The 26,472-nt window shown below is 67.8% G+C and carries 23 protein-coding genes, 1 tRNA gene and 2 pseudogenes; 6 read left to right on the top strand and 20 right to left on the bottom strand.

What is annotated here, in order from left to right; all coding sequences use genetic code 11:
* Positions 1 to 2: 2 nt before the first annotated feature.
* The 8 genes and pseudogenes from QJS31_RS29820 to QJS31_RS29855 form a co-directional block, all read right to left on the bottom strand.
* The gene (locus QJS31_RS29820) at positions 3 to 887 is read right to left on the bottom strand and encodes an SPFH domain-containing protein (RefSeq protein WP_282786650.1); all 885 of its coding nucleotides are present in this window, start codon (positions 885 to 887) and stop codon (positions 3 to 5) included.
* Between the two features lie 45 nt (positions 888 to 932).
* Positions 933 to 1,178: a hypothetical protein gene (locus QJS31_RS29825; protein ID WP_306358267.1), complete on the bottom strand. Its 246-nt coding sequence runs from the start codon at positions 1,176 to 1,178 to the stop codon at positions 933 to 935.
* A 32-nt stretch (positions 1,179 to 1,210) separates the two neighbouring features.
* Positions 1,211 to 2,311 carry an ABC transporter ATP-binding protein gene (locus QJS31_RS29830; protein ID WP_306358276.1) on the bottom strand — a complete coding sequence of 367 codons (1,101 nt, stop codon included), beginning with the start codon at positions 2,309 to 2,311 and terminating at the stop codon, positions 1,211 to 1,213.
* Between the two features lie 183 nt (positions 2,312 to 2,494).
* A pseudogene (locus tag QJS31_RS29835) lies at positions 2,495 to 3,310 on the bottom strand (ABC transporter ATP-binding protein); the annotation flags it as partial.
* A complete protein-coding gene (locus QJS31_RS29840) occupies positions 3,307 to 4,326 on the bottom strand; it encodes an ABC transporter permease (protein ID WP_372341641.1) in 1,020 nt (339 codons plus the stop codon). The pseudogene QJS31_RS29835 and the gene QJS31_RS29840, both read right to left, overlap by 4 nt.
* The gene (locus tag QJS31_RS29845) at positions 4,326 to 5,339 is read right to left on the bottom strand and encodes an ABC transporter permease (RefSeq protein WP_282785648.1); all 1,014 of its coding nucleotides are present in this window, start codon (positions 5,337 to 5,339) and stop codon (positions 4,326 to 4,328) included. Before QJS31_RS29845 ends, QJS31_RS29840 begins: the two co-directional genes overlap by 1 nt.
* An 83-nt stretch (positions 5,340 to 5,422) precedes the next feature.
* Positions 5,423 to 6,976, bottom strand: a complete 1,554-nt coding sequence (locus QJS31_RS29850; RefSeq protein WP_282785646.1) for an ABC transporter substrate-binding protein — start codon at positions 6,974 to 6,976, stop codon at positions 5,423 to 5,425.
* A 234-nt stretch (positions 6,977 to 7,210) separates the two neighbouring features.
* Positions 7,211 to 8,611 carry an FAD-binding oxidoreductase gene (locus QJS31_RS29855; RefSeq protein WP_306358268.1) on the bottom strand — a complete coding sequence of 467 codons (1,401 nt, stop codon included), beginning with the start codon at positions 8,609 to 8,611 and terminating at the stop codon, positions 7,211 to 7,213.
* Positions 8,612 to 8,682: 71 nt separating this feature from the next.
* Here QJS31_RS29855 and QJS31_RS29860 point away from each other — a divergent pair, with 71 nt between their 5' ends.
* Positions 8,683 to 9,576 (top strand): LysR family transcriptional regulator, encoded by an 894-nt coding sequence (locus QJS31_RS29860; RefSeq protein WP_306358269.1) that lies wholly within the window; start codon positions 8,683 to 8,685, stop codon positions 9,574 to 9,576.
* Between the two features lie 270 nt (positions 9,577 to 9,846).
* Here the strand turns inward: QJS31_RS29860 and QJS31_RS29865 are convergent, their stop codons facing one another.
* From QJS31_RS29865 to QJS31_RS29880, 4 genes are all read right to left on the bottom strand, one after another.
* On the bottom strand, positions 9,847 to 10,599 hold the full coding sequence (locus tag QJS31_RS29865) for an amino acid ABC transporter ATP-binding protein (RefSeq protein ID WP_029929023.1): 753 nt from the start codon (positions 10,597 to 10,599) through the stop codon (positions 9,847 to 9,849).
* Positions 10,600 to 10,625: 26 nt separating this feature from the next.
* Positions 10,626 to 11,588, bottom strand: coding sequence for an amino acid ABC transporter permease (locus tag QJS31_RS29870; RefSeq protein ID WP_306358270.1), 963 nt, complete (start codon positions 11,586 to 11,588; stop codon positions 10,626 to 10,628).
* A 9-nt stretch (positions 11,589 to 11,597) separates the two neighbouring features.
* The gene (locus QJS31_RS29875; RefSeq protein WP_282786208.1) at positions 11,598 to 12,512 is read right to left on the bottom strand and encodes an ABC transporter substrate-binding protein; all 915 of its coding nucleotides are present in this window, start codon (positions 12,510 to 12,512) and stop codon (positions 11,598 to 11,600) included.
* Between the two features lie 142 nt (positions 12,513 to 12,654).
* Positions 12,655 to 13,737 carry an isocitrate/isopropylmalate dehydrogenase family protein gene (locus tag QJS31_RS29880; protein WP_306358271.1) on the bottom strand — a complete coding sequence of 361 codons (1,083 nt, stop codon included), beginning with the start codon at positions 13,735 to 13,737 and terminating at the stop codon, positions 12,655 to 12,657.
* Positions 13,738 to 13,856: 119 nt separating this feature from the next.
* Between QJS31_RS29880 and QJS31_RS29885 the strand changes: the two genes are divergently transcribed.
* The gene (locus QJS31_RS29885; RefSeq protein WP_282786210.1) at positions 13,857 to 14,357 is read left to right on the top strand and encodes a 2'-5' RNA ligase family protein; all 501 of its coding nucleotides are present in this window, start codon (positions 13,857 to 13,859) and stop codon (positions 14,355 to 14,357) included.
* Positions 14,358 to 14,414: 57 nt separating this feature from the next.
* Positions 14,415 to 14,780 carry a thioredoxin gene (gene trxA / locus QJS31_RS29890; protein ID WP_029929033.1) on the top strand — a complete coding sequence of 122 codons (366 nt, stop codon included), beginning with the start codon at positions 14,415 to 14,417 and terminating at the stop codon, positions 14,778 to 14,780.
* Positions 14,781 to 14,923: 143 nt separating this feature from the next.
* Here trxA and QJS31_RS29895 read toward each other — a convergent pair whose 3' ends face one another.
* A complete protein-coding gene (locus QJS31_RS29895; RefSeq protein WP_282785845.1) occupies positions 14,924 to 15,367 on the bottom strand; it encodes a 2-keto-3-deoxygluconate kinase in 444 nt (147 codons plus the stop codon).
* Positions 15,368 to 15,752: 385 nt separating this feature from the next.
* Between QJS31_RS29895 and QJS31_RS29900 the strand changes: the two genes are divergently transcribed.
* Positions 15,753 to 16,094 (top strand): hypothetical protein, encoded by a 342-nt coding sequence (locus QJS31_RS29900; RefSeq protein WP_282785844.1) that lies wholly within the window; start codon positions 15,753 to 15,755, stop codon positions 16,092 to 16,094.
* 271 nt (positions 16,095 to 16,365) lie between these two features.
* Here QJS31_RS29900 and polA read toward each other — a convergent pair whose 3' ends face one another.
* Positions 16,366 to 19,107, bottom strand: a complete 2,742-nt coding sequence (gene polA, locus QJS31_RS29905) for a DNA polymerase I (protein ID WP_282785843.1) — start codon at positions 19,105 to 19,107, stop codon at positions 16,366 to 16,368.
* 144 nt (positions 19,108 to 19,251) lie between these two features.
* Here polA and QJS31_RS29910 point away from each other — a divergent pair, with 144 nt between their 5' ends.
* Together QJS31_RS29910 and QJS31_RS29915 are read left to right on the top strand one after the other, a co-directional pair.
* Positions 19,252 to 19,851, top strand: coding sequence for a hypothetical protein (locus QJS31_RS29910; RefSeq protein ID WP_282785842.1), 600 nt, complete (start codon positions 19,252 to 19,254; stop codon positions 19,849 to 19,851).
* A 56-nt stretch (positions 19,852 to 19,907) separates the two neighbouring features.
* Positions 19,908 to 19,980, top strand: a tRNA-Trp gene (locus QJS31_RS29915).
* Positions 19,981 to 20,037: 57 nt separating this feature from the next.
* On the opposite strand, the gene QJS31_RS29920 is transcribed toward QJS31_RS29915, so the two are convergent.
* From QJS31_RS29920 to QJS31_RS29945, 6 genes and pseudogenes are all read right to left on the bottom strand, one after another.
* Positions 20,038 to 20,751: an ABC transporter ATP-binding protein gene (locus tag QJS31_RS29920; protein ID WP_228812569.1), complete on the bottom strand. Its 714-nt coding sequence runs from the start codon at positions 20,749 to 20,751 to the stop codon at positions 20,038 to 20,040.
* A 360-nt stretch (positions 20,752 to 21,111) separates the two neighbouring features.
* Positions 21,112 to 22,020: pseudogene (locus tag QJS31_RS29925) on the bottom strand (ABC transporter ATP-binding protein); the annotation flags it as partial.
* Positions 22,017 to 23,249 (bottom strand): branched-chain amino acid ABC transporter permease, encoded by a 1,233-nt coding sequence (locus QJS31_RS29930; RefSeq protein ID WP_282785451.1) that lies wholly within the window; start codon positions 23,247 to 23,249, stop codon positions 22,017 to 22,019. The gene QJS31_RS29930 and the pseudogene QJS31_RS29925, both read right to left, overlap by 4 nt.
* Positions 23,246 to 24,274, bottom strand: coding sequence for a branched-chain amino acid ABC transporter permease (locus tag QJS31_RS29935; protein ID WP_282785450.1), 1,029 nt, complete (start codon positions 24,272 to 24,274; stop codon positions 23,246 to 23,248). The genes QJS31_RS29930 and QJS31_RS29935 overlap by 4 nt, the downstream gene beginning before the upstream one ends.
* Before the next feature lie 92 nt (positions 24,275 to 24,366).
* Positions 24,367 to 25,557 (bottom strand): branched-chain amino acid ABC transporter substrate-binding protein, encoded by a 1,191-nt coding sequence (locus tag QJS31_RS29940; protein ID WP_282785449.1) that lies wholly within the window; start codon positions 25,555 to 25,557, stop codon positions 24,367 to 24,369.
* 247 nt (positions 25,558 to 25,804) lie between these two features.
* Positions 25,805 to 26,431, bottom strand: a complete 627-nt coding sequence (locus QJS31_RS29945; protein ID WP_029929050.1) for an ANTAR domain-containing response regulator — start codon at positions 26,429 to 26,431, stop codon at positions 25,805 to 25,807.
* Positions 26,432 to 26,472 lie beyond the last annotated feature (41 nt).

A 26,472-nucleotide genomic window follows, 5' to 3' on the forward strand; every position in this document is an offset into this window, starting at 1 on the left:
GGTCAGTTGTAGAGAGTGCCGGTGTTGACGACGGGCTGGGTGGGCCGGTCACCGCAGAGCACGACCAGCAGATTGGAGACCATGGCGGCTTTGCGCTCCTCGTCGAGTTCGACCATGCCCTGGTCGGTGAGGCGTTCCAGGGCGAGCCCGACCATACCGACCGCCCCCTCCACGATGCGGGTGCGGGCGGCCACCACCTGGGCGGCCTGCTGGCGGACCAGCATGGCCTGAGCGATCTCCGGGGCGTAGGCCAGGTGCGTGATGCGCGCTTCCAGGACCTCGATTCCGGCCATCTCGGTGCGGTCGCGCAGTTCGGCGGTGAGCTCCTCGGCGATCTCCTTGCCGTCGCGCAGGCTGGTGCGGTCGTCGTCGTGGGCGTCGTAGGGGTGGATGGTCGCGAGGTGGCGCACGGCAGCCTCGGACTGGGTCTCCACGTACTGCTCGTAGTCGTCCACGGCGAAGGCGGCCTTGAAGCTGTCGACGGCCTTGTAGACGACCACCGCCGCGATCTCCACCGGATTGCCGTCGGCGTCGTTGACCTTCAGCTTCTGGGTCTCGAAGTTGCGCACCCGCAACGAGATTCGCCGCCGGTCGGTGAGCGGCACGGTCCAGAAGAAGCCGGGCTCACTGACCGATCCGATGTAGCGGCCGAAGAACTGGATGACCCGCGCCTCATTGGGGTTGACGATCACCAGGCCGCTCAGCGCCAGCAGCGCGGAGATGCCGATCAGCCCCGCCACCCCGGCGACCGCGAAGGCCCCCGCATTGCCCTTGTCGGCCCCCGCCCCGATACAGACCGCCGCCACCGCGCTCGCCGCCACGACGACGGCGACCAGCACCGACAGCATGAGGAACCCGTTCATCCGAAAGGCCGGACGAAGCTCCATGACATCCTCCCAATATCTAAGTGATATCACGACAATAGCGCAGAGCTAGCACCCTGCCAAGCCGGACGTGCACTGCCAGCTGCGGTGCGAGACGGCGAGCAGCGGACGCATGCCCGCGAGATCGCGGCGGGCGGCGACATCGCGGCGGGTGTCGACATCGCGGCGGGTGTCGACATCGCGGAAGGTGTCGACATCGCGGCGGGCGTTGCACCGCGGCGGGCGAATCGCGACGGCATGCAGTACGCCCCCGGGAATGACAGCGCCCGCGATCCTGCGATCGCGGGCGCTCATCCGGTGTGTTATCCCTTGTCAGGCAGCCGGGTTCAGCCGCCGTGGTCGGCGGCGAACAACTCGGCGGTGGCCGCGCGGCGACGGCGCTGCTCGACCGGGTCCGGGACCGGCACCGCCGCGACCAGCCGCCGGGTGTACTCCTGCGTCGGATGCCGCAGGATGTCGTCGCGCCCGCCCGCTTCGACCACAGCACCGTTGCACAGCACCACGATCCGGTCGGCGAGCTGGTCGACCACCGCCAGATCGTGGCTGATGAACAGGCAGGCCCAGCCGAATTCGGCCTGCAGTTGCGCGAACAGTTCCAGCACCTTGGCCTGGACGGAGACATCCAGCGCACTGGTCGGCTCGTCGGCCACCAAAATGTCCGGATTGAGCACCAGGGCGCGCGCCAGACTGGCCCGCTGCCGCTGCCCGCCGGACAGTTCGTGCGGATACCGGTGCTCGGTGCCCGCGGGCAACTGCACATCATCGAGCAGGAATCGCACCCGATCGCGCAGCGCCTGCCCCTTGACCACCTTGTGCACGACCAGTGGTTCGGCCACACAGTCCCCGACCGTCATGCGCGGATTCAATGACGTCGCCGGGTCCTGGAAGACGAACCCGAGCCGCCGCCGCAGCGGCCGCAGCCGCCGCTCCGACAGCCCGGTGATCTCCTGCCCCAGCATCCGCACCGACCCCGACGAGGGCCGCTGCAGGGCCGCCACACAGCGGCCGATGGTGGACTTCCCGGAGCCGGATTCGCCGACCAGGCCCAAGGTTTCGCCCTTGTCGATGGTGAGGCTCACCCCGTCCACCGCCCGGAAGGCCGGGCGGCCCAGCGCACCGGGGAACTCGACCACCAGATCGGCGACCGCGAGCACCGGCTCACCCCCCACCGGCGTGGGCGACGTGCGCGCTTCGGGGGCAACGGGTTTCGCCACCGGGATTCGACCGGCGCGAGTGGCGGGCGAGCCGCCCGCACCCGGCAGCGCCTCCGCCGATCCCGACGATCCGACCGCGCCCGAACGCACCTCCTCGTTCGCACTCCGGCGCGTCGCCTCGGGACTCGGCGAACCGCCCGTGCCCGCCGCCTCGGCTGCTGAGCCTCGCGGCCCCACCATGCGCGCCCCGTCCGCTGCGTCCAGCGCTCCCATGGTGCGCGGGCCATCCGCCGCATTCGGACCATCCGCTGTGTCCGACCCGGCCACGGTGCTCACCCCATCGACCGCGCTCGGCCTGTCCGCCGATTCCGCACCCAGCTCCGCATGCTCGGATTCCCCGGACGCGAGCGCCCGCTCCTCGGGCGGCAGTACCGCCGTATCCGTAGGCGCTTCGATCCGCCGCCCGCCCAGATGCGGTACGGCCGCCAGCAGGGCCCGCGTGTATTCGTGTTTCGGGTCGGCGAACAGCTCGTCCACGGACGCTGTTTCGACGACCCGCCCCTCACGCATCACCACCACCCGGTCGGCGAGGTCGGCGACCACGCCCATATTGTGGGTGATGAGCACGATGGCGCTGCCGATGCGGGTGCGCAGATCCCGCAGCAGTTCCAGGATTTCGGCCTGCACGGTGACATCCAGGGCGGTGGTCGGCTCGTCGGCGATGATCACCTTGGGTTCGCAGGCGATGGCGATGGCGATCATCACGCGCTGCTTCTGCCCGCCCGAGAGCTGATGCGGGAAGTAGTCCACGCGATGGTCCGGGTCCGGCAACCCGACCATGCGCAGCAGTTCCACCGCGCGCACCCTGGCTTGTTTGCGCGTCAGCTCGGTATGCGCACGCAGCACCTCCGCGATCTGATAGCCGACCGTGAACAGCGGATCCAATGCGGCCCCGGGCTCCTGGAACACCATGGAGATGGCCCCGCCGCGCAGCGCGGTGAGCTGCCGCTCCGACATGGCCGTAATGTCCTTGCCGCCCAACGACACCAGGCCCTCGACATGTGCCGTGGCGGGCAGCAGGCCGATGGCGGTGCGCGAGCTCACCGACTTCCCGGAACCGGATTCGCCGACGATCGCGAGCACCTCCCCCGGCCACACCTCGTAGGACACCTCGCACACCGCCCGCACCGCACCGGCGTCGGTGGCGAAGCTGACCGACAGCGAGTCGATGGCCAGCGCCGGTCCGGCGGCGGTGGTGCTGGTTTCACTCATGCGTCGGCCTCCCGTGCCAGCGCCGCCCTCTCCACCGAGGTCGGCGCGTTCACCGCTCGGCGGGTGCGCAGCAGCGGATTCAGTACTTCGTTGAGGCTCTCCCCCGCCAACGTGAGCCCGAGCACCACCAGCACGATCGCCGAACCGGGCAGGATGCACGTCCACCAGATGCCATTGGACACGTCGACGATCGACTTGTTGAGGTCGTATCCCCATTCGGCGGCCTGGGTCGGTTCGATGCCGAAGCCCAGGAAGCCCAGGCCCGCGAGGGTGAGGATGGCCTCCGCGCCGTTGAGCGTGACGATCACCGGCAGCGACTGGGTGACGTTGGCGAGGATGTGCCGGAACAGGATGCGCGGCGTGGACGCCCCGGTCACCCGGGCCGCGTCCACATACGGCTCGTTCTTCACCGCGACCGTGGCATTGCGCACCACCCGGAAGTACTGCGGTACGAAGATCACCGTGATGGCGATCGCGGCCGACAAGATGCCGCCCGCACCGCTGGATTGGCCGCCCGCCACCATGACCGACACCACGATGGCCAGCAGCAGCGGCGGGAAGGCGTACATGGCGTCCATGAACAGCACCAGCACGCGGTCCACCCAGCGCCCGACGTAGCCGGACACCAAACCCAGTGGCACGCCGACGAACAGCGACAGCGCCAGGGAGACGGCGATCACCGCGAGCGCGGTGCGCGCACCGTAGATCACCCGGGAGAACACGTCCTCACTGCGCACCGAGGTGCCGAACCAGTGTTCGGCCGAGGGCGGCTGCTGTGCCGCGAAGGCCACGCCGTCGGCCGACTGGTCGGCGAATCCATAGGGCGCCAACACCGGTGCGAATACCGCGACCACGATGAACAGCGCGACCAACCCCAGTCCGAACAGCAGGGTGACGCGTTGCAGCCCGTGTGTCATGCCGATGAGACGCAGGCCCGGCAGCCCGCGCCGTCGGCGCACCACGGGCGGGGTGGACACCGGGGTGCTCGTCTCGGTGACCGTTTCCGATGCGGTCATCAGAACCTCACTCTCGGATCGACCAGCGCGACGACGACATCGATGAGGAAGCTCGTCACCGCCACCAGCACCGCGATGAACGCGACGATGCCCTGCACCGCGATGAAGTCCCGGCTGCTCAGATATTCGGCGAGTTGATACCCCAATCCCGGCCAGTTGAAGGTTCTCTCGGTCAGCACCGCCCCGCCGAGCAGCATGGCGACCTGCATGCCCATCACCGTCACGACCGGAATCAGGGCGTTGCGGAAGGCGTGTCGCCCGGTCACGGTGCGCTGGGAGAGCCCGCGCGCCCGGGCCGCGTCCACGTAGTCGCTGCGCAGGGTCTGGATCAGATTCACCCGCACCAGGCGCAGGAACACGCCACCGGTGAGCAGTCCGAGCGAGATCGCGGGCAGCACCGCGTGCTTCAGCACATCCGCGAGATGTCCCATATCGCCGTACAGGATGGCGTCGATCACGAGGATGTTGGTCTTGGGTGAGACGTGCATGAGATCCAGTTCGACCCCGGCGCTGGCCCGCCCGGACGCGGGCAGCCAGCCCAGCTGCACGGCGAAGATCAGCTTGAGCACCAGGCCCACGAAGAACACCGGTGCCGCGTAAGCCAGGATGGCGAACAGCCGCAACCCCACATCCGAGCTCGAATCCCGGTGCGTGGCAGCGTATCTACCCAGTGGTATGCCGACCGCGAAGGCGATGAGCAGCGACCAGAACACCAGTTCCACGGTGGCCGCGCCGTAGGTCAGCACCACGTCGGTGACGACCCGGTTGTCCTGGGTGCGCCCGAAGTCCAGGCGCACCAGGTCGGTCAGGTAGTCCCAGTACTGGACCAGGATGGGCCGGTTGAATCCGGCCGCCTCCTTGCGCGCCTCGATCTGGTCGGCGGGCAGCCGTCCGCCCACCGCCGCGGTGATCGGATCGCCGATCACCCGCATGAGGAAGAAGACGACGGTCACCAGAATCCACGCGGTCGGCACGATCAGCAGTGCGCGCACACCGAGGTAGCGCAACAGCACGCCGTACCGAGAACCGCCGCCGCCCTTGTTCTTCCGGCGGGAAGGAGCCGAGGCGGCCGGCTCCTCCACCTTGGCCGCGGCCGTCACTTGCTCAGCACGCCGAACCGGAATCGGAAGGAGGGATCGAGTGTCTGCTCCAGACCCTGGATATCGTTGCCCGCCACCGCGATCTGCTTACCGGCCAGCAGCGGCACGATGGAGATGTGGTCGCGGGCCAGGTCGGCCTGCACCGCTTCGATGATCGCCAGGCGCTTGGTCTTGTCGGGTTCGGTGGCCTCGGCGACCAGCTGCGCGGTGATGGCCGGGTCCTCGAAGTGGTTCTGCAGGAAGTTGTTCGGTCCGAAGAACGGCGTCAGGTAGTTGTCCGGGTCGGCGAAGTCCGGGAACCAGCCCAGCTGATAGATCGGGTAGGCGTCGCGGGCGCGTTCGCGCTGGTAGCTCACCCATTCGGTGGACTGGAGGTTGACCCGGAACAGGCCGGTGGACTCCAGCTGGGTCTTGATGGCGGCGTACTCCTCGGAGCTGCTGCTGCCGTAGTGATCCGAGTTGTACTGCAGGTTCAGATCGACCGGGGTGGCGACTCCGGCGTCGGCCAGGAAGCGCGCTGCGGCGTCCTTGTTCGGCTGCGCCCCGTAGATCTCCTTGAACGGCTCCACCGCACCCGGGAAGCCCTGCGGCACCGAGGAGTACGCCGGCGTGTAGGTGCCCTTGTACACATTGGTCGCCAGCGCCTCACGGTCGATGGAGGAGGCGATGGCCTTGCGGATGGCGAGCTTCTGTTCGGGGGTGTCGCCCGGCATGGTGTTCATGTTGAAGACGAAGTACCGCAGTTCACCACCGGGTCCCTCGTGCACCGTCACATTGCTGTCGGCGCGCAGCGAGTCCACGTCGGTCGGGGTGAGGCTGCGCCACGCCACGTCGATCGCGCCGTTCTGCACGTCGAGCTTCATATTCTCGGTGGTGGCGTAGTACCGGGTGGAGATGGTGTCGGTCTTCGGGGTACCCAGCGCCCCGTTGTAGTCCGGATTCGCCTGGTACTCCACCAGTTTGTTCTTGTCGTAGCTGACGATGGAGTACGGGCCCGAGAACGGCTTGCCGTTCACCACCTCGTTGTCGTCCAGCACCCGGTCGGCGGGGAAGACCTTCTCGTCCACGATGGGCCCGGCCTGCGTGGTGAGCACGGCTGGGAAGGTCTGGTCGTTCGCCTCCTTCAGGGTGAAGCGGACGGTGCGTTCGTCGACCGCCTCGGTCTTCTCCAGATTGCCCAGCAGCGAGGCCGGTCCGTTGGGGTCGTTGATCCCCAGCATGCGGTCGAACGAGAACTTGACGCTGGCGGAGGTCAGCGGGTTGCCATTGGCGAACGTCAAACCCTCACGCAGCGTGCAGGTATAGGTGGTGGGATCGGTGAATTCACACTTCTCGGCCGCGTCCGGCGTAGGGGTGGTCTCCCCCGGCGGCAGATTCAGCAGGAATTGATAGACCTGGGTCTCCGGCAGTAGCGACCCGTTGTCGTAGGCGGCGGCGGGGTCCAGCGAGAAGATCTTGTCGGTGGTGCCGACCACGATCCCCTCACCGCCCCCGCCGCCCGTGCGGCCCGAACCGCAGCCCGCCACCGCGAGCACCGCAAGGCCCGTCATCCCCAGCGCCGCAACGCTTCTCGCTAGCCCAGGCCGATTCGGCCACCCGCGTCCAGCCGGTCTTCTCATCTCGATCCCTCATCTCGAAACCGCCGCCGACGACCCCGGATCACAAGACCGATGCGACAACGGTGAACTTTCGGTATGGCGGGCACAGTACCGACGAGTAATTGCCGTTACGTTGCGTTTGTAAAGAATCGTGCCCGGATTGATGGGATGATGATGGAAAAATTGTCACGCCCGCGTTACTTCACGATCGACCTCGGGTTTCCGCACCGTCACAGGTTGCGCCGGACGGATATTCCGGTTGCTCCGGAACAGATTCCGGGGGTCGTGGGTCGCCTTGAGCGCGGCGAGGCGTTCGTAGGTGTCGGACGCGTAGCCTCGCCGCGTCTGCTCCTCGTCCGCCCGCGCGCCACCGCCGTACAGAAAGTTCGGATGATGGCCGATGGTCCAGGGGGCCAGTCCGGCGCGGATATCCGCCAACCGCTCGTCGACTCCCGGTTCGGGTGCGGCGATGACGCGGGCGACGTATTCGGCCTCCCGGTGGTCCACCGCGATACCGGCCGGTCCGCGGCGACGCAGCGCACCGCCCAGGTGCCGGAGTCCGGCGACGACGGGGACGCCCGAATCCGGCCCGGTGCGGTCGAGGAAGGTCGCGGCCGCCTGCGTGGGTAGCGCGATCAGCAGGGCATTGGTGGCGGTGTAGGCGTGCGGATCGGCCGGATCCCGGTGTATGCCATGACTTTCGGTGTAGGGCATGGTGCGCAGATCGTCGGCGAGCCGGGCGCCGACCGCCCGCAGCGGGGCCACGAGGCGCTCCCCCTCGGCCGCGTCACCGGTGTAGGCGAGGGCGATCGTGGCGGTGTAGCGCCCACGCAGCGGTTCGGGCACCTGCGGGATATTCGGGATGGTGAGCATGGTGATGGCGGAAGTCACCTGTTCGGGCAGGTCTGCTGTCCACAGTCGCCAGGCTTCCAGCGCCGGTTCCACCAAACGGGTATCGAAGGTGAGCTGGCCGCCGTACACCTCGGTGAGCGGCAGCAACTCCAGTTCCAGCGCGGTGACCACACCGAAGTTGCCGCCGGTGCCGAGTACGGCGCCGAACAGCTCGTCGCCGGGGGTGAGGCGGCGCAGGCGGCCGTCGCCGGTCACCAGTTCGACGGCGCGCACATGGTCGGCGGCGTAGCCGAATTCGCGGGCGAGGATGCCGATCCCGCCGCCGAGGGTGTAGCCGACGACGCCGACCGTCGGCGAGGAGCCGTTGAGCGGGGCCAGTCCGTGCGCGGCGGCCGCCTCGACCAGCGCCCCGGAGCGGACACCGGCGGCTACCCGGCCGGTGCGGGACGCGGGGTCGATCCGGATATCGGTCATCCGCCGGGTACTGATCAGCACACCGCCGTCGGCGGCCACCGACAGGCCGTGGCCGGTGGCCTGGACCGCGATCGGAAGTTCATGGCGGGCAGCGTATTCCACGGCAGCACGCACGTCCTCGGCATGCAGTGCGCCGACGATGAGGGCGGGTCGGTGAGTGTAGGCGGTCTGGAAACCGGCGAGTTCCGCGTCGAAGCCGGGCTCGCCGGGACGGAACACCGGGCCGGTGGTGGTGGGTTCTGTCGTGGCTGTATTCGTCATGACTCCGACTCTGCCGACGCGAGCGCGATAACTCCAACAGATAGTTCTGCTTGCTTCTAGAATCAGTAGTTATGGAACTGCGGCAGCTGCGCTACTTCGTCACCGTGGCCGAGGAGGCCAACTTCACCCGTGCCGCCGCGCGCCTGCACCTGGCCCAGCCGGGCCTGAGTGCCCAGATCCGCCAGTTGGAACGCGAACTCGGACAACAGCTTCTGGATCGGTCCGGCCGCACGGTGACGCTCACACCGGTGGGTGCGGCGGTGCTGCCGCTGGCGCGTGCGGCACTGACGGCGACCGAGCGCATCATCCACACCGTCGACGAGTTCACCGGACTGCTGCGCGGCCAGGTTCGGGTGGGCATGATCTCCGGGGCCGCCACCGACGAATTCGACGCGGCCGGGGTGCTGGCGGCCTTCCACCGCGATCACCCCCAGGTCGGGATCAGCCTCACCGAGGACACCTCCGACCGCATGCTCGCCGCCCTGGGACGCGGCGAACTCGATCTGGCCATCATCGGCGACAGCGGGGCGGAGCTGGATCCCGCCGTAGCCGCCGAGACCGTCCTCGACACCGCCATCGTCGCCGCGGTGGCCGCCGACGACGCGCGGTTCGGCCCCGGACTCACCCTGTCCGAGCTGTGCCGCTACCAGCTCATCGCCCTACCGCGCGGCACCGGCATCCGAGGAGTCCTCGAACGCGCCTGTGCCGCAGCGGGACTCACCCCCGATATCGCCTTCGAAGCCGCCGCTCCCCCACTGCTCATGCGATTGGCGGCCTACGGTCTCGGGGTGGCGGTCGTACCGGAGCCGACCGAGACCGAGGCGGCGGCGACGGGCGTGCGCACCCTGCCGCTGACCCCCGCCATGCGCGGCCGCCTGATCCTGACCTGGCGCACCGACCGCCAGCTCGCGCCGGCAGCGAAAGTCCTACTGGGACAGCTGCGCATCGCCCTCACCGCCCGCTGACACCCCGCGGAAACACCACACGACGCGAGCCCGTCGTACGCGACAGCGACACGACAACATCCCACCCGGGCCGGTGGAGCCGCCCCAACCGCCCCCGCGACAACTCGGCCCCGCGACAACTCGGCCCCGCGACAACTCGGCCCCGCGACAACTCGGCCCCGCGACAACTCGGCCCCGCGACAACTCGGCCCCGCGACAACTCGGCCCCGCGACAACTCGGCCCCGCTCCGGCGGTGCGGAGCGGGGCCGATCGGGTAGGGCGTTGCGTCCCTAGAGGATCCGGGACAGGAAGGTCTTGGTGCGCTCGTGCTTGGGGTCGGCCAGTACCTCGCGCGGGTTCCCTGCCTCCACCACTACCCCGCCGTCCATGAACACCAGTTGGTCGGCGACCTCGCGGGCGAAGCCCATCTCGTGGGTCACCACCACCATGGTCATGCCGTCGGCCGCGAGTTCCCGCATGACGCCCAGCACCTCGCCGACCAACTCCGGATCCAGCGCCGAGGTGGGCTCGTCGAAGAGCATGAGCTTGGGATCCATGGCCAGCGCCCGGGCGATGGCCACGCGCTGCTGCTGACCGCCGGACAGTTGGGCGGGATAGGTGTCGGCCTTGTCCGCCAATCCGACCCGGTCCAGTAGTTCCCTGGCCCGCGCCACCGCCTTGGCCTTGGCGATCCGCTTGACCTGGGTGGGCGCCTCGATGATGTTCTCCAGCGCCGTCCGGTGCGGGAACAGGTTGAAGTGCTGGAACACCATGCCGATATCGCGGCGCTGGCGGGCGGCCTCGCGCGGATGCAATTCGTAGAGCTTGTCACCCTTTTCGCGATAGCCGACCAGCTCGCCGTCCACGTACAGCCGCCCGGCGTTCACCTGCTCCAGATGGTTGATACAGCGCAGGAAGGTGGACTTGCCGGAGCCGGACGGGCCGATGAGGCACAGCACCTCACCGCGCTGCACCTCCAGCGTGATGCCCTTGAGCACCCGCAGCGCGCCGAAGTTCTTGCAGACCCGGTCGGCGCGCACCATGGGCGTCGCGGTGTCGGATGTCGCGGTCACTTGCCCTCCTCCACCACGTGCTGCTGAGAAGCCATGGCCCGCAACTGCTTTCCGGTCAACTGCCGCGACGAACCGCGCGAGTAGTAGCGCTCCAGGTAGAACTGGCCCACCATGAGCACGCTGGTGACCACCAGATACCAGGTGGCCGCCACCAGCAGCAGCGGCACCGGCTGGAAGTTCACGCCGTAGATGTCGCGCGCCCGGCCGTACAGGTCCGTGGTCAATGGAATCGCCGTGACCAGCGAGGTGGTCTTGAGCATGGAGATGAGTTCGTTGCCGGTGGGCGGAATGATCACCCGCATGGCCTGCGGCAGCACGGTGCGGCGCATGGTCTGCGACCAGGACATGCCCAGCGCCACCGACGCCTCGCGCTGCCCCTCGCCCACGGAATTCACACCGGCACGGACGATTTCGGCCATGTACGCGGCCTCGTTGAGTCCCAGGCCGATCACCGCGAACAGGAACGGGGCCCGCCAGTCCAGCACATTGAAATCCGCGAACGACGGACCGAAGGGCACCCCGACGGTGATGGTCTGGTACAGGCCCGGGAACAGGCCCCAGAACACCAACTGCACGTACACCGGGGTGCCGCGGAAGATCCAGAGGTAGACCCACGACACCGACCGCAGCACCGGATTCGGCGACAGCCGCATAATGGCCAGCACCACGCCCAGCACCACACCGAGCACCATGGCCAGCACGGTCAGCTCCAGCGTGACCAGCGCACCTTCCAGGATGCGCGTGTCGAACAGGTAGCTCGCGTAGGTGTCCCAGTGGTAGGCGGGATTGGTCCACGCGCCGTACAGGAACAGTCCCAGCAGCACCAGGATGATCGTGGCGGCGATCCACCGGCCCGGACGCCGCAAGGGGATGGCCTTGATCGGCTCCGGCTCGGTATCGGCCGCAGCCGCCGCCGCGGTGGCGGCGGCGGACTCCGGCTTCTCGAACTTATCGGACATCGTGTGTGATCAGCCCTGTGCGCCGTTGATGACCGACTTGGCGATCACGCCCTCTTCGACACCCCAATTCTCGGCGATCTGCCGGTACTGGCCGTTGTCGATCAGGTACTGCATGGCCTGTTGCAGCACCGGGGCCAGCGGCGAGCCCTTCTTGACCGGCCAGCCGTAGGGGGCGGAGTCGAAGATCGGACCGGCGGCCTCGATCACCTTCGCGTCCCGGTTGGCTTCCTTGATGGCGTAGGCGGTGACCGGCGAATCGGCCGACATGGCGTCCACCTGGCCCTGCACCAGCGCGGTGGCGGCGGCGCTCTGCTCGTCGTAGGCCACCTTCACGATCTCCGGCTTGCCCTCGGCAATGCACTTGGCGCTGCGCTCAGGAATCTCGTCGGTGTCCTGAACGGTGGTGCGCTGCACCGCGACCCGCTTACCGCAGGCGTTCTCCGGGTCCACGTCCGAGCCCACCTGGCGAGCCCACTGGCTGCCCGCGTTGAAGTAGGTGACGAAGTCGGCGGTCTGCTCGCGCTCCTTGTTGTCGGTGAACGACGACATGCCGAGGTTGTAGGTGCCGACCTCGATGGACGGGATGATCTTCTCGAAGTCGGACTCCTGGTATTCGGCGGTCACGCCGAGCACCTGGGCGATCGCGTCCATCAGGTCCACGTCGAAGCCGATGATCTCACCGGTGGCCGGGTCCTTGAACTCGTTGGGGGCGTAGGGCACATTGACGCCGACGATGAGCTTGCCCGAGTTCTTGATGTCCTCCGGCAGCTGCGCCGCGATGGCGTCCACCTTGCTGATGCCCTCGACCTTGGCGACCTCGGGGCCGCTGCTCTCGGTGTTGCTGCACGCGGTCAGCACCAGGACGCCGCCGGCGAGCGCACAGGCGGCCCGCAGGGCACGCCCGCGGAAAAATCGAACAGACACAGGTCCTCCACAGTTCGGTTACGCGACATCCGGGCGTCGCCCGCCGTTCGAAACGTAGACGAGTCGGACATTCCGCGCGGATCGGTAACGGAAGATTAATCCGCGACACGCTGGCGCGTGCCCGTTACGCGCCGGACATCGCTCACCAGCGGTGCAGACGTGCCCGCACCTGCTCGGTGAATTCGGTGGTAGATGCTAACCCACCCAAATCGGATGTGGCGACTCCGGCCCGCAACGTCTCCGCAACCGCGTTGTCGATGCGATCGGCGGCGCGGTGCAGTGCGGAACGGCCGTCGCGGTTGGCCAACCAGCGCAGCATCATGGCGGCGGAACGGATGAGCGCGAGCGGATTCGCCCGGTTGTGCCCGGCCAGGGTGGGTGCCGCGCCGTGCACGGCCTGCGCCATGGCGTGGGTGTCCGAGCAGTTCAGCGAGGGTGCCATCCCGAGCGAACCACTCAGCTCGCCCGCCAGGTCCGAGAGGATGTCACCGAACAGGTTCTCGGTGACCAGCACATCGAAGGCAGCGGGCGTGCGCACCAGCCGGGCCGTGATCGCATCCATGTGCTCATCGGTCACCTCGACATTCGGATACCGTTCGGCGACCTCGTAGCACACCTCGCGGAACAGTCCCGTGGTCATGGGCAGCACATTGGCCTTGTGCACTATGGTGACCTTCTTGCGCCGAGTCTCGGCCACCTCGAAGGCGAGCCGGGCGATGCGCTCGATGGCCGTGCGGGTGAAAACACCGACCGCCAGGGCCACATCCGGGGTCGGCCGGAACTCGCCCGCTCCGGCATACATATTGCGGTCGGCGTAGAGGCCCTCGCTGTTCTCGCGCACGATGACCAGATCCATCTCGGCGGCCACCGCCCGCACCCCCGCCATCGCGCGCGCCGGGCGGATATTGCCGTACAGACCGAACCGCTTGCGCACCGCGCCCGCGGGTGGCAGCCCGGTCCGGTACTCGGCCGCATACGACGCGCTGTCGTGCGGACCCATGATCCACGCGTCCACCCCTTCGAGGCCCTTCAGCGTCGTCTCGGGCACCGGATCCCCGAACTCCGCGATGGCGGCATGCCCGATCAGCAGCGGCACCCATTCCACCGCCGGCATCCGCACCACCTCCAGCGCGTCGTCCACCACCTCGCGGGCAGCGCGCACCACTTCCGGTCCGATCCCGTCCCCCTCGATCAGGCCCAGCCGCAGATTCCCGCCGTCACTCATGCCGGTAATCCTCCCGCAACCACCGCGATTCCGCCGAACCGGCCCGAATCATCCGCGTCCGGCCCGCGCGCCCGCGCCGCCGCTCGCCCGCTGCCGGTATCCCCGCGTATCGTCCACCTGTGGTCCAGTCGGTCGAACTGATCCTCGACGAGGCGGCGGAAGCCACCGTCCGCGAACAGTGGCGCCTGCTGGCCGACGCCGGCCTGCACTCCCCCGACGCGACCCACCGCCCCCACATCACCGTCGCCGTCGCCCGCGAAATCTGGCCCCGCCTGGACACATCCCTGGCCCGCCAGCCCTTCACCCCCCTCCCCGTCCGCCTCGGCGGCCTCCTCATCTTCGGCGCCCGCCGCCCGATCCTGGTCCGCGCCGTCGTCCCCTCCCTCCCCCTGCTGGATCTACAACGCCGATTGTTCGGTGTCATCTCCCCCTGCCCGGGTATCCCCTCGAACGTGCGTCCCGACGCGTGGACCCCACATGTCACACTGGCCAGGCGTGTGACCCCGGCCCAGTTGCCGATGGCCCTGGAGGCCGTCAGCCGGGACGGGGATTTCCCGGCTACGGTTGTGGGTATACGACGGTGGGACGGTGATCGGCGGCGCGAGTGGCCGGTCGGGTAGGGAACACAACCGCATCGTCCGGTGTTGGACCGGGCGAAACCGACACGAGAGGATGCCATGGCCACCCAGACTCTTACCGAGCAGAACTTCGATGAGGTCGTGACCGGAAACGACGTGGTGCTCGTCGATTTCTGGGCCGATTGGTGCGGCCCGTGCAAGAGCTTCGCACCGACCTACGAGGCGTCGTCCGAGAAGCACCCCGATGTGGTGTTCGGCAAGGTCGACACCGAATCGGAGCAGGGGCTCGCCGCCGCGGCGCAGATCCGCTCGATTCCGACCATCATGGCCTTCCGCGAGGGCGTGCTCGTCTTCGCGCAGCCCGGCGCGCTGCCCCCGGCCGCGCTGGAGGACCTCATCGGTCAGGTCAAGGATCTCGATATGGAAGAGGTCCGCAAGCAGCTCGCCGAGCAGCAGTCGCAGTAGCGCGCGGCACCGACGCATGCGCGCCGCACCCGAGATCGGGTGCGGCGCTGCTGTTTTCGAGACCCGTCGTTTCGAGGCCGTCGCTTCGAGGCCCGGGTAGCATCGCACCCCGCTACCGTCGGGTAGCGGGGTGCGGTGCTACCTCAGAAGTGGGTTCCGAGGTGGTTGATGCCCGCGATCATGGCGCGGATGGCGGATTCGGCGCCGTCGTCGGCGAGGGCGGCGCCCCAACCGCGGCGGTTGTTGAACTCGCATTGGACGAAGGTGGCGATGCCGTCGTCGGTGCGGCGCTGGTGGAAGGCGAGGAGCTCGACCGGGTAGCCCTCGTCGTAGAGGGCCGAGGTCAGCGTCGCCACCGGGCTGCCCGCCGCCACGACGGTGCGCAGGTGGTCGGCGATCTCAAGGGTCGCCGTGTAGCGCCCGCCGGGTCCGTGGTGCCCGATGGGCGTCCACTCACTGAGTTTGACCGGGCCTTCGTGTTCGCAGTACCGGTCGTAGAACTCGGCGGGGGTGAGGTCGCGGCATTCGGCCCGCAGGCTCGCGGGGGCAGCGGCGATGAACGTGTGGGTATCGATGGTGATGGTCATGGTGAGGTTTGGTCTTCCCGAATCTTCCGAGGAATGGCAGAGGGGACCAGCGAAAATCAAAGAGCAGAGTGGCCGCAGCGAGGGGGCCGGTCCGAATCAGACCCCGCTACGGCGGGCTACTACGAGAATTCGCGCCACAGCCACCATCGCGGTGAGCGGAAGAAGCGCGGCGCGGTCGCGGTCGGCGACGTCGAGCGCTGCGCTGCGGCTGTAGGCGGGATTCGGCACGGCGTCGAGCTTAAGGGGACATCTCGGGGATAGCAACCATATTCCGCGCCGACCCACGAGTAACTTTCACCACGGTCGCAGCGGCATGCCTGCGGGACTCTCCGACCCCCTTCCACGACAATGGGCAAATCAGCAGCTAATCAACGGAAGAGGTGCCATGACCGATCCCACGATCCAGCGCACCATCGACCATCTCCTCCGCTGCCACCGCGCCTGCCGACACCAGATCCACGCCAGTCCGGATCCCGACGCGGCCCACGTGGATCGGCGGCATACCGCCATGCTGACCGATGTGTCCGAACTGAGCCGCCACACGGCCGACCTGCTGGACCGCGACTCCCCCTGGGCAGCGTGGCTGTGCGAATTGACCCGCGACGCCTGTATCGACCTCGCCGAGCAGTGCGAACAGTACGGTGAGCGGGCCTGCGCGGACATCTGCCGTGCCACCGCGCTGGCCTGCGCGTCGATAGCGCCGAGCACCCTCCCGCAACACTCCTGACCGTCCACCGACGACCGCGCGCGCCACATTCCGGCGTGCAGCCGGAAACCGGTACGCCCCCGGCCGATAACGCCGAAACGCGGCCGCGCGCCCGACCCACGGGCGATCCGATCAGAGACTGTTCCGATTCACTCTGTCGATCCCGCGGCGGCGTCCGCCGATCACTCGATCCACCCCGCCACACGCCCGGTTGTGCCGGCCGCGACACACCGATTCATGCGGCGCACCGCCCGTGCACGAGATACTCGCGGGCGGTGCGCGCCACGGTCGGTCAGTGCGCGGCCGCGTCCCAGCTGCGGCCCACGCCCACCGACACCTCGAGCGGCACCGAAAGGTCGATGGCCTTCGACATATGTTCGCGGGCAAGTGATTCCAGCGCCTCACGCTCCCCCGACGCCACCTCGAAGACGAGTTCGTCATGAATCTGCAGGAGCATGCGCGACTTCAGGCCCGCGTCCCGGATGGCCCGCTGGGTGTCGATCATGGCGACCTTGATGATGTCGGCGGCCGTGCCCTGGATGGGCGCGTTGAGCGCCATGCGTTCGGCTGCCTCGCGGCGCTGGCGATTGCTGGAGTCCAGGTCCGGCAGGTAACGACGACGGCCGAACAGGGTTTCGGTGTAACCCACCTTGCGCGCCTGCTCGACGGCGTCGCGCAGATAGTCGCGGATGGCGCCGAAACGGTTGAAGTACACCTCCATCTGCGCCTTGGCCTCCTCGGCGCTGATCTTCAACTGCTGCGACAGGCCGTAGGCGGACAGACCATAGGCCAGGCCGTAGGACATGGCCTTGATGCGGCGACGCATTTCCGGGTGCACCTCCGACAGCGGAATGTCGAACGCCTTGGACGCCACGAAGGTGTGCAGGTCCTCACCGGAGTTGAACGCCTCGATCAGGCCCTCGTCCTTGGACAGGTGCGCCATGATCCGCATTTCGATCTGGCTGTAGTCGGCGGTCATGAGCGATTCGAAGCCGGGGCCGACCACGAAGGTGTCGCGGATGCGGCGGCCGGTGTCGGTGCGGATCGGGATGTTCTGCAGATTCGGCTCGGTGGACGACAGTCGCCCGGTGGCGGCGATGGTCTGATTGAAGGTGGTGTGGATGCGCCCGTCGTCGGCGACGGATTTGAGCAGGCCGTCCACGGTCACCTTGAGCCGGGTGGCGTCGCGATGCTCGAGCAGATGTTGCAGGAACGGGTGCTGGGTCTTCTCGTACAGGCCCTCCAGCGCGTCGGCGTCGGTGGTGTAGCCGGTCTTGGTGCGCTTGGTCTTGGGCATATCGAGCTTGTCGAACAGCACCACCTGCAACTGCTTGGGCGAGCCGAGGTTGATCTGCTCGCCGATCACCTCGTAGGCATTGTTCGCGGCCTCGGCGACCCGGTCGGCGAATTCGCGCTGCAACTGTTCGAGCTGATCGGCGTCGACGGCGATACCGGCCTGTTCGAGATCGGCGAGCACGGCCAGCAGCGGCAGTTCCATATCGCGCAGCAGGGCGGTGGACTCGATGCGCTCGAGTTCCTCGTCGAAGGCGGCGGCGAGGTCGGAGACCGCCTGGGCGCGCAGGATCTCGGCCTTGGCGAGCTCCTCGTCGACCTGGTCCTCGTCGTCGAGCAGGGACAGCTGGGCCGCGCCCGAATCCTCCACTCGCAGTTCGCGCTTGAGGTAGCGCAATGACAGATCATCGAGGGTGAAGGTGCGCTGGCCCGGCCGGACCAGGTAGGCGGCCAGGGCGGTGTCGCTGGTGAGGCCGCCGAGGGTCCAGCCGCGGGCGCGCAGGGCGTGCATGGCGGCCTTGGCCTCGTGCAGGGCCTTGGGGGTCTCCGGATCGGCGAGCCAGGCGCCGAGCGTGGCCTCGTCCTCCGGGGTGAGGGCGTGGACGTCGAGGTAGCCGCCCTCGCCGTCGGCGGCCGCGATGGCGATGGCCTTGGTGTCGCCATTGACCGGATTGCCGACGCCGACCACCGAAACGCCGTGGCGCTGACCGGCTTTGGCGTGTTCTGCCAGCCAGTCGGCGACCGAGCCCGGAGCCAGGGTGCCGCCGCTGATCTCGAATCCGGCCTCGGCCTCGGGTTCCACCGGGGCGAGGGTGTCGAACAGGCGGTCGCGCAGGACGCGGAATTCCAGATCGTCGAACAGGGAGTGGATCTTCTCCCGGTCCCACGGCTGCATGGCCAGCTGGTCGGGGGTGTAGGGCACCGGCACATCGCGCACCATCTCGGTGAGCTGCCGGTTGAGCACCACACTGGACAGGTTGGCGCGCAGCGCGTCTCCCACCTTGCCCTTGACGGTGTCCACCTTGTCCACCAGTGCGGCCAGGTCGCCGTATTCGCGCACCCATTTGGCGGCGGTCTTCTCGCCGACGCCGGGAATGCCGGGCAGGTTGTCGCTCGGGTCGCCGCGCAGCGCCGCGAAATCGGGATACTGCGCCGGGGTGAGCCCGTACTTCTCCTCCACCGCCGCCGGGGTGAACCGGGTCAGCTCGCTGACGCCCTTCTTCGGGTACAGCACGGTGACATCGTCGTTGACCAGTTGCAGCGAATCCCGGTCGCCGCTCACGATCAGCACCCGGTATCCCTGCGGCACCGCCTGCGTGGTGAGCGTGGCGATGATGTCGTCCGCCTCGTACCCTTCCATCGCCATGGTGGGAATCCCGAGCGCCCCCAGCACCTCCTGGGTGATCTCCACCTGCCCCCGGAACTCGTCCGGCGTGGTGATCCGGTTCGCCTTGTACTCCGGATACGCCTCGGTCCGGAACGTCTTCCGGTTCACGTCGAACGCCGCCGCCACATGCGTGGGCTTCTCGTCCCGCAGCAGATTGATCAGCATCGCCGTGAACCCGTACACGGCATTGGTGGTCTGCCCGCTCTGCGTCTTGAAATTCTCCGCCGGCAGCGCGTAGAACGCCCGATAAGCCAGCGAATGCCCATCCAGCAGCAACAACGTAGGCCGCTCCCCCACATCGGCGGTAGCGGTGGACGCAGCACTCGGACGCTGATCGATAGAGGCAGGAGTCACGCCCCAGAGTCTAGGGACGTCCACCGACAACCGTACGCACCGGGCGCGAACCGGTCCCGACGCCGACCGAATCGGTGCACTCCCACCGCCACCGGCCCGCCGACGACTCGGCATCGGACCGGTCGTCGCCGTATCCTCACAGCCGTGTGCGACCGGGCCGCGGCATTGCGTGAACTGTACGACGTGTTCGCACGGATCCCACGCCCCGACGTGATCGAGGGCTGCCCGCACTGCGTCGCACCGGACGAGGGACGCTGTCTACTGAATGAGCCGATCCGATCGCTCACGCCGGAGGCGTTGGCCCGATACGCCGCCAAGGCGATGAGTACCTGGGGCGGCGTCGACGACTTCCGCTACCTGCTGCCCCGGTTGCTGGAGCTGGCGGCCGACGACGCCTTCGCCTATCCGGATCCCGAAATCGTGTTCGGGAAACTCGAATACGGCCGCTGGCTCGAGTGGCCGGCCGCCGAGCGGGTCGCCATCGAGCGATTCCTGCGCGCCTGGTGGCGCGATACGCTGGCGTCCTATCCCACCCTGCCCAGCGCCGACACCGTGCTCTGCTCGATCGCCGCCACCGGCCTGGACCTGGAACCGTTTCTCGCGGAGTGGGCGGCATCCGACGGTCCGGCAGCGCAGGCGCAGCTGCTGGAGCTGGCGGCCGGGCGGGAGTGGCGCAGCTCGTACTGGTCGGGGGCGGCGGCGGGGCGGTTGAACGCGTGGTTGGAGCGGCTCGGTTTGGGGTGATGGAAAAGCGATTTCGTCCCGGCGCGTGATGTTGGTACGGTAGTCGCGCGCAACGAAGGGGCGTAGCTCAATTGGCAGAGCAGCGGTCTCCAAAACCGCAGGTTGCAGGTTCAAGTCCTGTCGCCCCTGCAAGAAGTGTCGGGCCGGTCATCCGTGGATGACCGGCCCGACGCGTATGTCGCCGGTTCAGCCGACGCCGAGGTAGGCGGATTTGATGGCGGGGTCGACCAGGAGGTCGCGGCCGGGGCCGGACTTGGTCACCTCGCCGGTTTCCAGGATGTAGGCGCGGTCGCTGCGGGTGAGGGCCTGCTGAGCGTTCTGTTCGACCAGCAGGACCGTGGTGCCGCTGTCGTTGATCTCGGTGATGATGCGGAAGATCTGCTGGATCACCATGGGGGCCAGGCCCATCGACGGCTCGTCCAGGAGCAGGAGCTTCGGGCGGGCCATGAGGGCGCGGCCGATGGCGAGCATCTGCTGTTCACCGCCGGAAAGCGTGCCGCCGACCTGGCGGCGGCGCTCGGCGAGGCGCGGGAACAGCTCGAAGACCCAGTCCAGGGTGGAGTCGTACTCCGACCGCTGCTTGAACGGCCGGGCGTAGCAGCCCATGTCCAGATTCTCCTGGACCGTCATTCCCGGGAAGACACCGCGCCCTTCGGGAGCCTGAATGAGCCCGGCCAGCACCCGCTCGTGCGCCTTCATGCGGGTGATGTCCTTGCCCTCGAACAGGATTCGCCCCCTGGTCAAGGGCAGCAGGCCGGACAGGGCGCGCATGGTGGTGGTCTTGCCCGCACCGTTGGCGCCCAGCAGGGTCACCAGCTCACCGGAGCCGACATTCAGCGAGATACCGTGCAGCGCTTGGATTCTGCCGTAATTGACGACGATGTCGTCGACCTGGAGCAGTGCGGACGCACCTTCCGGGGCCGTCGTTCCGGCGGGCTTGCGCAGTGTGACAGCCGATTCCGTCGACGAGGTCCGGTCGGACTCGCCGATGTCGGCCGCGGCCTCGTCGCCGCCGGACTCGCGTTCAGCCGACTCGGATCCGGACTCCGCGGACCCGCGCTCAGGAGATTCGGGCCCCGCGGACTCTGATTCAGCGGCTCCCGACTCGCCCGCGTCGGCCGCCGCGGAATCCGTACCCTCCGCCGTGGCGACATCGGCCGCGATCTCCTCGGCCTCGGCACCCTCCGCGACGTCCTCGGCAGCCACCTCGGCGGCCGGACTGTCCTCCGGCACACCCAGATACGCCGCGATCACCGCCGGATCCTCGCGGATCTGCTCCGGCAGCCCGTCGGCGATCTTGCGCCCGAACTCGAGCACCACGATCCGGTCCGTCACGCCCATGACCAGCCGCATATCGTGCTCGATGAGCAGCACGGTGAAGCCGTCGTCGCGGATCTTGCGGATGAGGTCCATGAGCGCGGACTTCTCGCTCGGGTTGAATCCGGCGGCGGGCTCGTCCAGGCACAGCAGTTTCGGCTCGGTGGCCAGCGCCCGCGCGATCTCCAGCCGACGCTGGTCGCCGTAGGACAGATTGCGCGCCTTCTCCACCGCGCGCGGCGCGATGCCGACGAATTCCAGCAGCGCCATCCCGCGCTCGATGGCATCGTGCTCCTCGCGCCGGTGGCGTGCGGTGCGGAACAATGCGCCGGGCACCGAAGTCCGGTGCCGCGCATCGGTTCCCACCACCACGTTCTCCAGCGCGGTCATCTCCTCGAACAGCCGAATGTTCTGGAAGGTGCGTGCGATGCCGAGCCGGGTGATCTCGTTGCGTTTGGTCTTGGTGAGCGGCTTCCCGTCGAAGGTGACGGTGCCCCCGCTCGGCCGGTAGACCCCGGTGATGGCATTGAAGCAGGTGGTCTTGCCCGCCCCGTTGGGCCCGATGAGGCCGAGGATCTCGCCGCGCCGGATCTCGAAACTGACCTGATCCAAGGCCGTCAGGCCGCCGAACCGCACGGTCAGGTCGTCGGTGCGCAGCAGCGGTGCGCCGACCGCGGTCTCGATCTCGCGATGCGGTGCGACCACCTCGGCGACGGCCGCCGCACTGCCCAGACCGGGCAGCACCTCGGAGACGTCCAGGGTGCCGGTGCTCTCGGCCTCCGGGGCCTCGGTGTATCCGGCCGCGAAATCCTCGTTGTCGTACAGCGCGTCGCCCGCGCCGGGCCCGGTCATCGCCGTGCTCCCGTCGTAGCGGACGCCACCGGTTTGTGCACCGCCCGGTACACCTGCCGCCCGTAGGCGAGCAGTCGCTGCCGGACCGGGAACAGACCCTGCGGCCTGAAGATCATCACCACCACCAACGCGAGACCGAAGAACAGATACTTGTAGTCACCGAGCGACTGGCCGCCCACCTCCACCGACATGAACCGGTTCGGCAGGTACACCACCAGGAACGCGCCCACGATCACCCCGAGCTTGTTGCCCTGACCACCGATGACCACGGCGCACAGGAACAGCATGGAGTTGATGATGTTGAACACGCCCGGATTGATGTACTGCACCTGGCCCGCGTACAGCGCACCCGACAGACCGCCGATGGCCGCGCCGATGGTGAAGGCCCACAGTTTGAACTTGAAGGCGGGCACCCCCATCATCTCGGCGGCGTCCTCGTCCTCGCGGATGGCCACCCAGGCCCTGCCGACGCGGCTGCGCTCGAGGTTGCCCACCAGCACCAGCACCACGATCACCAGCGCCATGCCGATCCAGAACCACCAGGTGCCGGAGTTGGCCCGGTCCAACAGATTTCCGCTCTCGGAGTCGCCGAGATTGCCGGAGGAGAAGTAGCCGCCCGGATGGTCCTCCGATTCGCCGACTCGCGGGTAGGCGATACCGGACAGACCGAGGCTGCCATTGGTGATGTCGCCGAGGTTGTCGGCCAGCAGCCGCACGATCTCACCGAAGCCGAGGGTCACGATGGCCAGGTAGTCGCCGCGCAACCGCAGTGTCGGCGTCCCCAGGATGAGCCCGGAGATGGCGGTGAGCAGAATAGCGATCGGCACACAGGCCAGCCATGCCCACTTGGTATTGAGGAAGCCGCCGTCGGTTTGATTCCACGGACTGTTCGGACTGGTGAGCAGGCCCACCGAGTAGGCGCCGACGGCATAGAAGCCGACATAGCCCAGATCGAGCAGACCCGCCTGTCCCACAACGACATTCAGGCCGATGGCGATGAGCGCCGTCATGGCGAACTGCGCCATCACACCGCCGAAGCTGGTGCCCGGGGTGTCGAGCAGCGGCGGCGGGAACAGTGGCAGCAGCGCCAGCGCCACGATGGCCGGTACGCCGACGGCCCACTGCGCGGGGCGGGACAAACCGCCCCACCAGGCGCGCAGCGCATCGCCGACGCCGCGCATGGTCCGTTCCGTGTCCTGTGGGCGGTCGGTCGTCTTCGGTTCGCTCATGCGCGGGCCCTCCCCAGACTCTCACCCAGAATGCCGGTCGGCCGGAACATCAGCACGGCGACCAGCAGTACGAAGGCGACCACGTCGCGCCATTCGGTGCCGAACAGGATCTGCCCGTACATCTCGGCCAGCCCGAGCAGCAGTCCGCCCAGCAACGCGCCCCGCAGGTTGCCGATCCCGCCCAGCACGGCGGCGCTGAACGCCTTGATGCCCAGAATGAATCCGCCGGAGTAGATGATGCCGTTGGGCACCCGCAGCGTGTACAGCAGCGCCGCGGCACCGGCGAGCAGGCCGCCGATGAAGAAGGTCAGCATGATGACCCGCTCACGGGAGACGCCCATCAGGGTGGCGGTATCCGGATCCTGCGCGACCGCGCGCACGCCGCGGCCGAATTTGGTTCGGTTGATGAAGAATTCGGTGGCGACGGCCAACAGGATCGCGGCCACGACGATGACGACCGCGGTATTGGTGACGGCGGCGTCGAAGATGGAGAACAGTTCCGTCGGCCGCACCAGCATGATCGGCTGCTGGGCATTGGTGCCGCCCATACCCGGCCAGATCTTCGGCAGCACGTAGTGCACGAACTCCTGGAGCACGAACGACATGCCGATCGCGGTGATCAGGAAGATGAGCCGTTTCGCGCCGCGTTTGCGCAATGGCCGGTACGCGACCCGCTCCAAACCGACCGCGGCGCCGCCGGAGACCAGCATGCCGATCACCATCGCCGTGCCGAGGTACACGATCGTCAATCCGGTGCCCTGCGCGTAGACATTTCCGCTGGCCCCGAAACCGAGCAGCATCAGTCCGATCAACTGACCGAACATGCCCAGCATGAATACTTCCGAATGGGCGAAATTGATGAGGCGCAGTACACCGTAAACGAGGGTGTAGCCCACCGCGACCAGAGCGTAGATCGAACCGTAGGTGAGACCGTCGACGGTGAGCCGCCAGAATTGGTCGATCACACCGGTGACATTGAAATCGATGGACCCGTTCGCCAGCAGGGTCACAGCTGGTGAAGACATTCGTTACTTTCGCCGTAGAGGAAACAGCGTGTGCCGGCCGGGCCCGACAACCGGCCCGTAATTCCGGCACACGCTGTTTCGAATCGGTGCTGCTACTTGACCTCGTACATCCAGATCAGCGCCTTCTCCAGTTCACCGGTCGGGCCCCACTTGTACTCGCGGGCCAGGCCCTGTCCCTGGTAGGTGCGCACGTACTCGACCATGTCGGCGCGGGTCACCTTGCCGGCGACGATGCCCTTCAGCATGATCGTGGTCAGGTCGTAGCCCTCGGTGGAGTAGGTGCCCGGGTCGTAGCCGTTGAGGTCCTTGTACGCCTGGGTGAACTCGTCCGGTGAGGGACCACACGGGCAGGAGATGAGCGCGCCCTCGGCGGCGTCACCGGCCTGGCGCACGAACTCCACGTCCTTGGCTCCGTCGTCGGAGATGAATTCGGCCGTCACACCGCCCGAGCGCAGCTGCTGGACCAGCGGGGCCGCCTCGGCGTAGTAGCCCGCGTAGTAGATGGCGTCCGGCGCGGCCGACGACAGCTTCGACACCGCGGCGGAGAAGTCCTTGTCGCCTTCCTTGACGTTCACCGCGCAACTCGGGTCGGCGACCGAACCCAGGGTTTCGGTCAGGGTCCGGGCCAGGCCGACACCGTAGTCGGTGTTGTCCGCGACGACGCAGATCTTCTTGTACTTGCCGGTCTGCAGCAGATAGTTGGCGACCGCCGGGCCCTGGATGCCGTCATTGCCGAGGCCGCGGAAGAAGGTCTTCCAGCCGTTCTTGGTGAGATCGACATTGGTGGCCGACGGGGAGAGCGCCAGCAGTCCGGCATCGCTGAGCACCTGACCGGTCGCCTTGGTCTCGCCGGAGAAGGTCGGGCCGAGCAGGCCGACGATCGACGGATCGTTGATGATCGTCGGGATCACCTGGGTGGCCTTCTGCGGGTTGCCCTCGGTGTCGAATTCCTTCAGCGTCACCTGACAGTCGGGATTGGCCTTGTTGAACTCGTCGACAGCCAGCTTGGCACCGCGGACGATGTTCAGGCCGAGGTTGGCATTGGGGCCGGTCAGCGGACCCGCCATGGCGATGGACTGCGGGGCGCACTTGGCATTGCCGTCACCGGCCGGATCCGCGGCGGCCTTGGAATCGGTGGCAGCTACCTCGTTGCCCTCGAGGTCGACCTGAACCAGCGGCTGGATACTCAGCCCCCCGCCCTCCGCACCACCGTCGGTCGATTTGTCGCTGCATCCCGCCAGCGCGAGCGCCGCTGCCGCCCCGATGACCACCGCGCGTGCCATGCGACCGCGCCGCAGGGAAGACGTGCGCGTCATTGAACCAAGCACGATTCACCTCTATGTTCTGTACTCCCCGGCTCGCCGAGGGGGCCGCCCTCATCATGTCGGCCCGGTCAGAACATAACCCCGCCGCGTTAGCTGCGCATCACATTCGCATCAGTCGTGTGACATCGAGACAAACTATTTCCCCGCCCGTGTTGCCAGGGCGTTAAGGATCTACGATCCACCCCGGCAACATAGCGGTTAACTATTACTTGGGTGCGAGATTCTCCAGCACCACTTCGGCGACCGCCTTCATGGTGGTGCGTCGGTCCATGGCCGTGCGCTGTATCCACTTGAAAGCCTGCGGTTCCGATAGCCCCTGCGTCTGCATGAGCACACCCTTGGCACGCTCCACCAGCTTGCGGGTCTCGAGCCGGTCCGCGAGATTGGCGACCTCCCCCTCGAGGGCCGTGATCTCGTGGAAGCGGCTGGCGGCCAGCTCGATGGCGGGCACCAGATCCGACTTCGTGAACGGCTTGACCAGGTACGCCATCGCACCGGCGTCGCGGGCCCGCTCCACCAGGTCGCGCTGGCTGAACGCGGTCAGAATCACCACGGGGGCAACGCGTTTCGAGGCGATCTCGGCGGCGGCGTCGATCCCGTCCCGCCGCGGCATCTTGACGTCCATGATCACCAGATCCGGACGCAGTTCCTCGGCCAGGTCGACCGCCTGCTGGCCGTCACCCGCCTCACCGACGACGTTATAGCCCTCCTCGGAGAGCATCTCGACGAGATCCATCCGGATGAGGGCCTCGTCCTCGGCGACCACCACCCGCTTGGGGGCGGACGGCGCGGAGTCCTTCTTCGCGCCCGCGCCCCCTGCTGTCGTTCCCATAGATAGACCCCTGTCGCTTCCGATAACCAACACCGATGCTG

The organism is Nocardia sp. CC213A, assembly GCF_030766805.1.
GTDB lineage: Bacteria > Actinomycetota > Actinomycetes > Mycobacteriales > Mycobacteriaceae > Nocardia > Nocardia otitidiscaviarum.

Excerpts from the sequence above, each read along its gene's own strand:
- QJS31_RS29880 (WP_306358271.1), bottom strand. The coding sequence starts at position 13,737 with ATGAGTGACGGCGGGAATCTGCGGCTGGGCCTGATCGAGGGGGACGGG.
- QJS31_RS29895 (WP_282785845.1), bottom strand. The coding sequence starts at position 15,367 with ATGACCATCACCATCGATACCCACACGTTCATCGCCGCTGCCCCCGCG.
- QJS31_RS29855 (WP_306358268.1), bottom strand. The coding sequence starts at position 8,611 with ATGACGAATACAGCCACGACAGAACCCACCACCACCGGCCCGGTGTTC.
- QJS31_RS29850 (WP_282785646.1), bottom strand. The coding sequence starts at position 6,976 with ATGACGGGCCTTGCGGTGCTCGCGGTGGCGGGCTGCGGTTCGGGCCGC.
- QJS31_RS29930 (WP_282785451.1), bottom strand. The coding sequence starts at position 23,249 with ATGAGCGAACCGAAGACGACCGACCGCCCACAGGACACGGAACGGACC.
- QJS31_RS29935 (WP_282785450.1), bottom strand. The coding sequence starts at position 24,274 with ATGTCTTCACCAGCTGTGACCCTGCTGGCGAACGGGTCCATCGATTTC.
- QJS31_RS29830 (WP_306358276.1), bottom strand. The coding sequence starts at position 2,311 with ATGGGAGCGCTGGACGCAGCGGACGGGGCGCGCATGGTGGGGCCGCGA.
- QJS31_RS29865 (WP_029929023.1), bottom strand. The coding sequence starts at position 10,599 with ATGGTGCGCGCCGACCGGGTCTGCAAGAACTTCGGCGCGCTGCGGGTG.
- QJS31_RS29900 (WP_282785844.1), top strand. The coding sequence starts at position 15,753 with ATGACCGATCCCACGATCCAGCGCACCATCGACCATCTCCTCCGCTGC.
- QJS31_RS29825 (WP_306358267.1), bottom strand. The coding sequence starts at position 1,178 with ATGAGCGCCCGCGATCGCAGGATCGCGGGCGCTGTCATTCCCGGGGGC.
- QJS31_RS29820 (WP_282786650.1), bottom strand. The coding sequence starts at position 887 with ATGGAGCTTCGTCCGGCCTTTCGGATGAACGGGTTCCTCATGCTGTCG.
- QJS31_RS29840 (WP_372341641.1), bottom strand. The coding sequence starts at position 4,326 with ATGACCGCATCGGAAACGGTCACCGAGACGAGCACCCCGGTGTCCACC.
- QJS31_RS29870 (WP_306358270.1), bottom strand. The coding sequence starts at position 11,588 with ATGTCCGATAAGTTCGAGAAGCCGGAGTCCGCCGCCGCCACCGCGGCG.
- QJS31_RS29945 (WP_029929050.1), bottom strand. The coding sequence starts at position 26,431 with ATGGGAACGACAGCAGGGGGCGCGGGCGCGAAGAAGGACTCCGCGCCG.
- QJS31_RS29860 (WP_306358269.1), top strand. The coding sequence starts at position 8,683 with ATGGAACTGCGGCAGCTGCGCTACTTCGTCACCGTGGCCGAGGAGGCC.
- trxA (WP_029929033.1), top strand. The coding sequence starts at position 14,415 with ATGGCCACCCAGACTCTTACCGAGCAGAACTTCGATGAGGTCGTGACC.
- QJS31_RS29940 (WP_282785449.1), bottom strand. The coding sequence starts at position 25,557 with ATGGCACGCGCGGTGGTCATCGGGGCGGCAGCGGCGCTCGCGCTGGCG.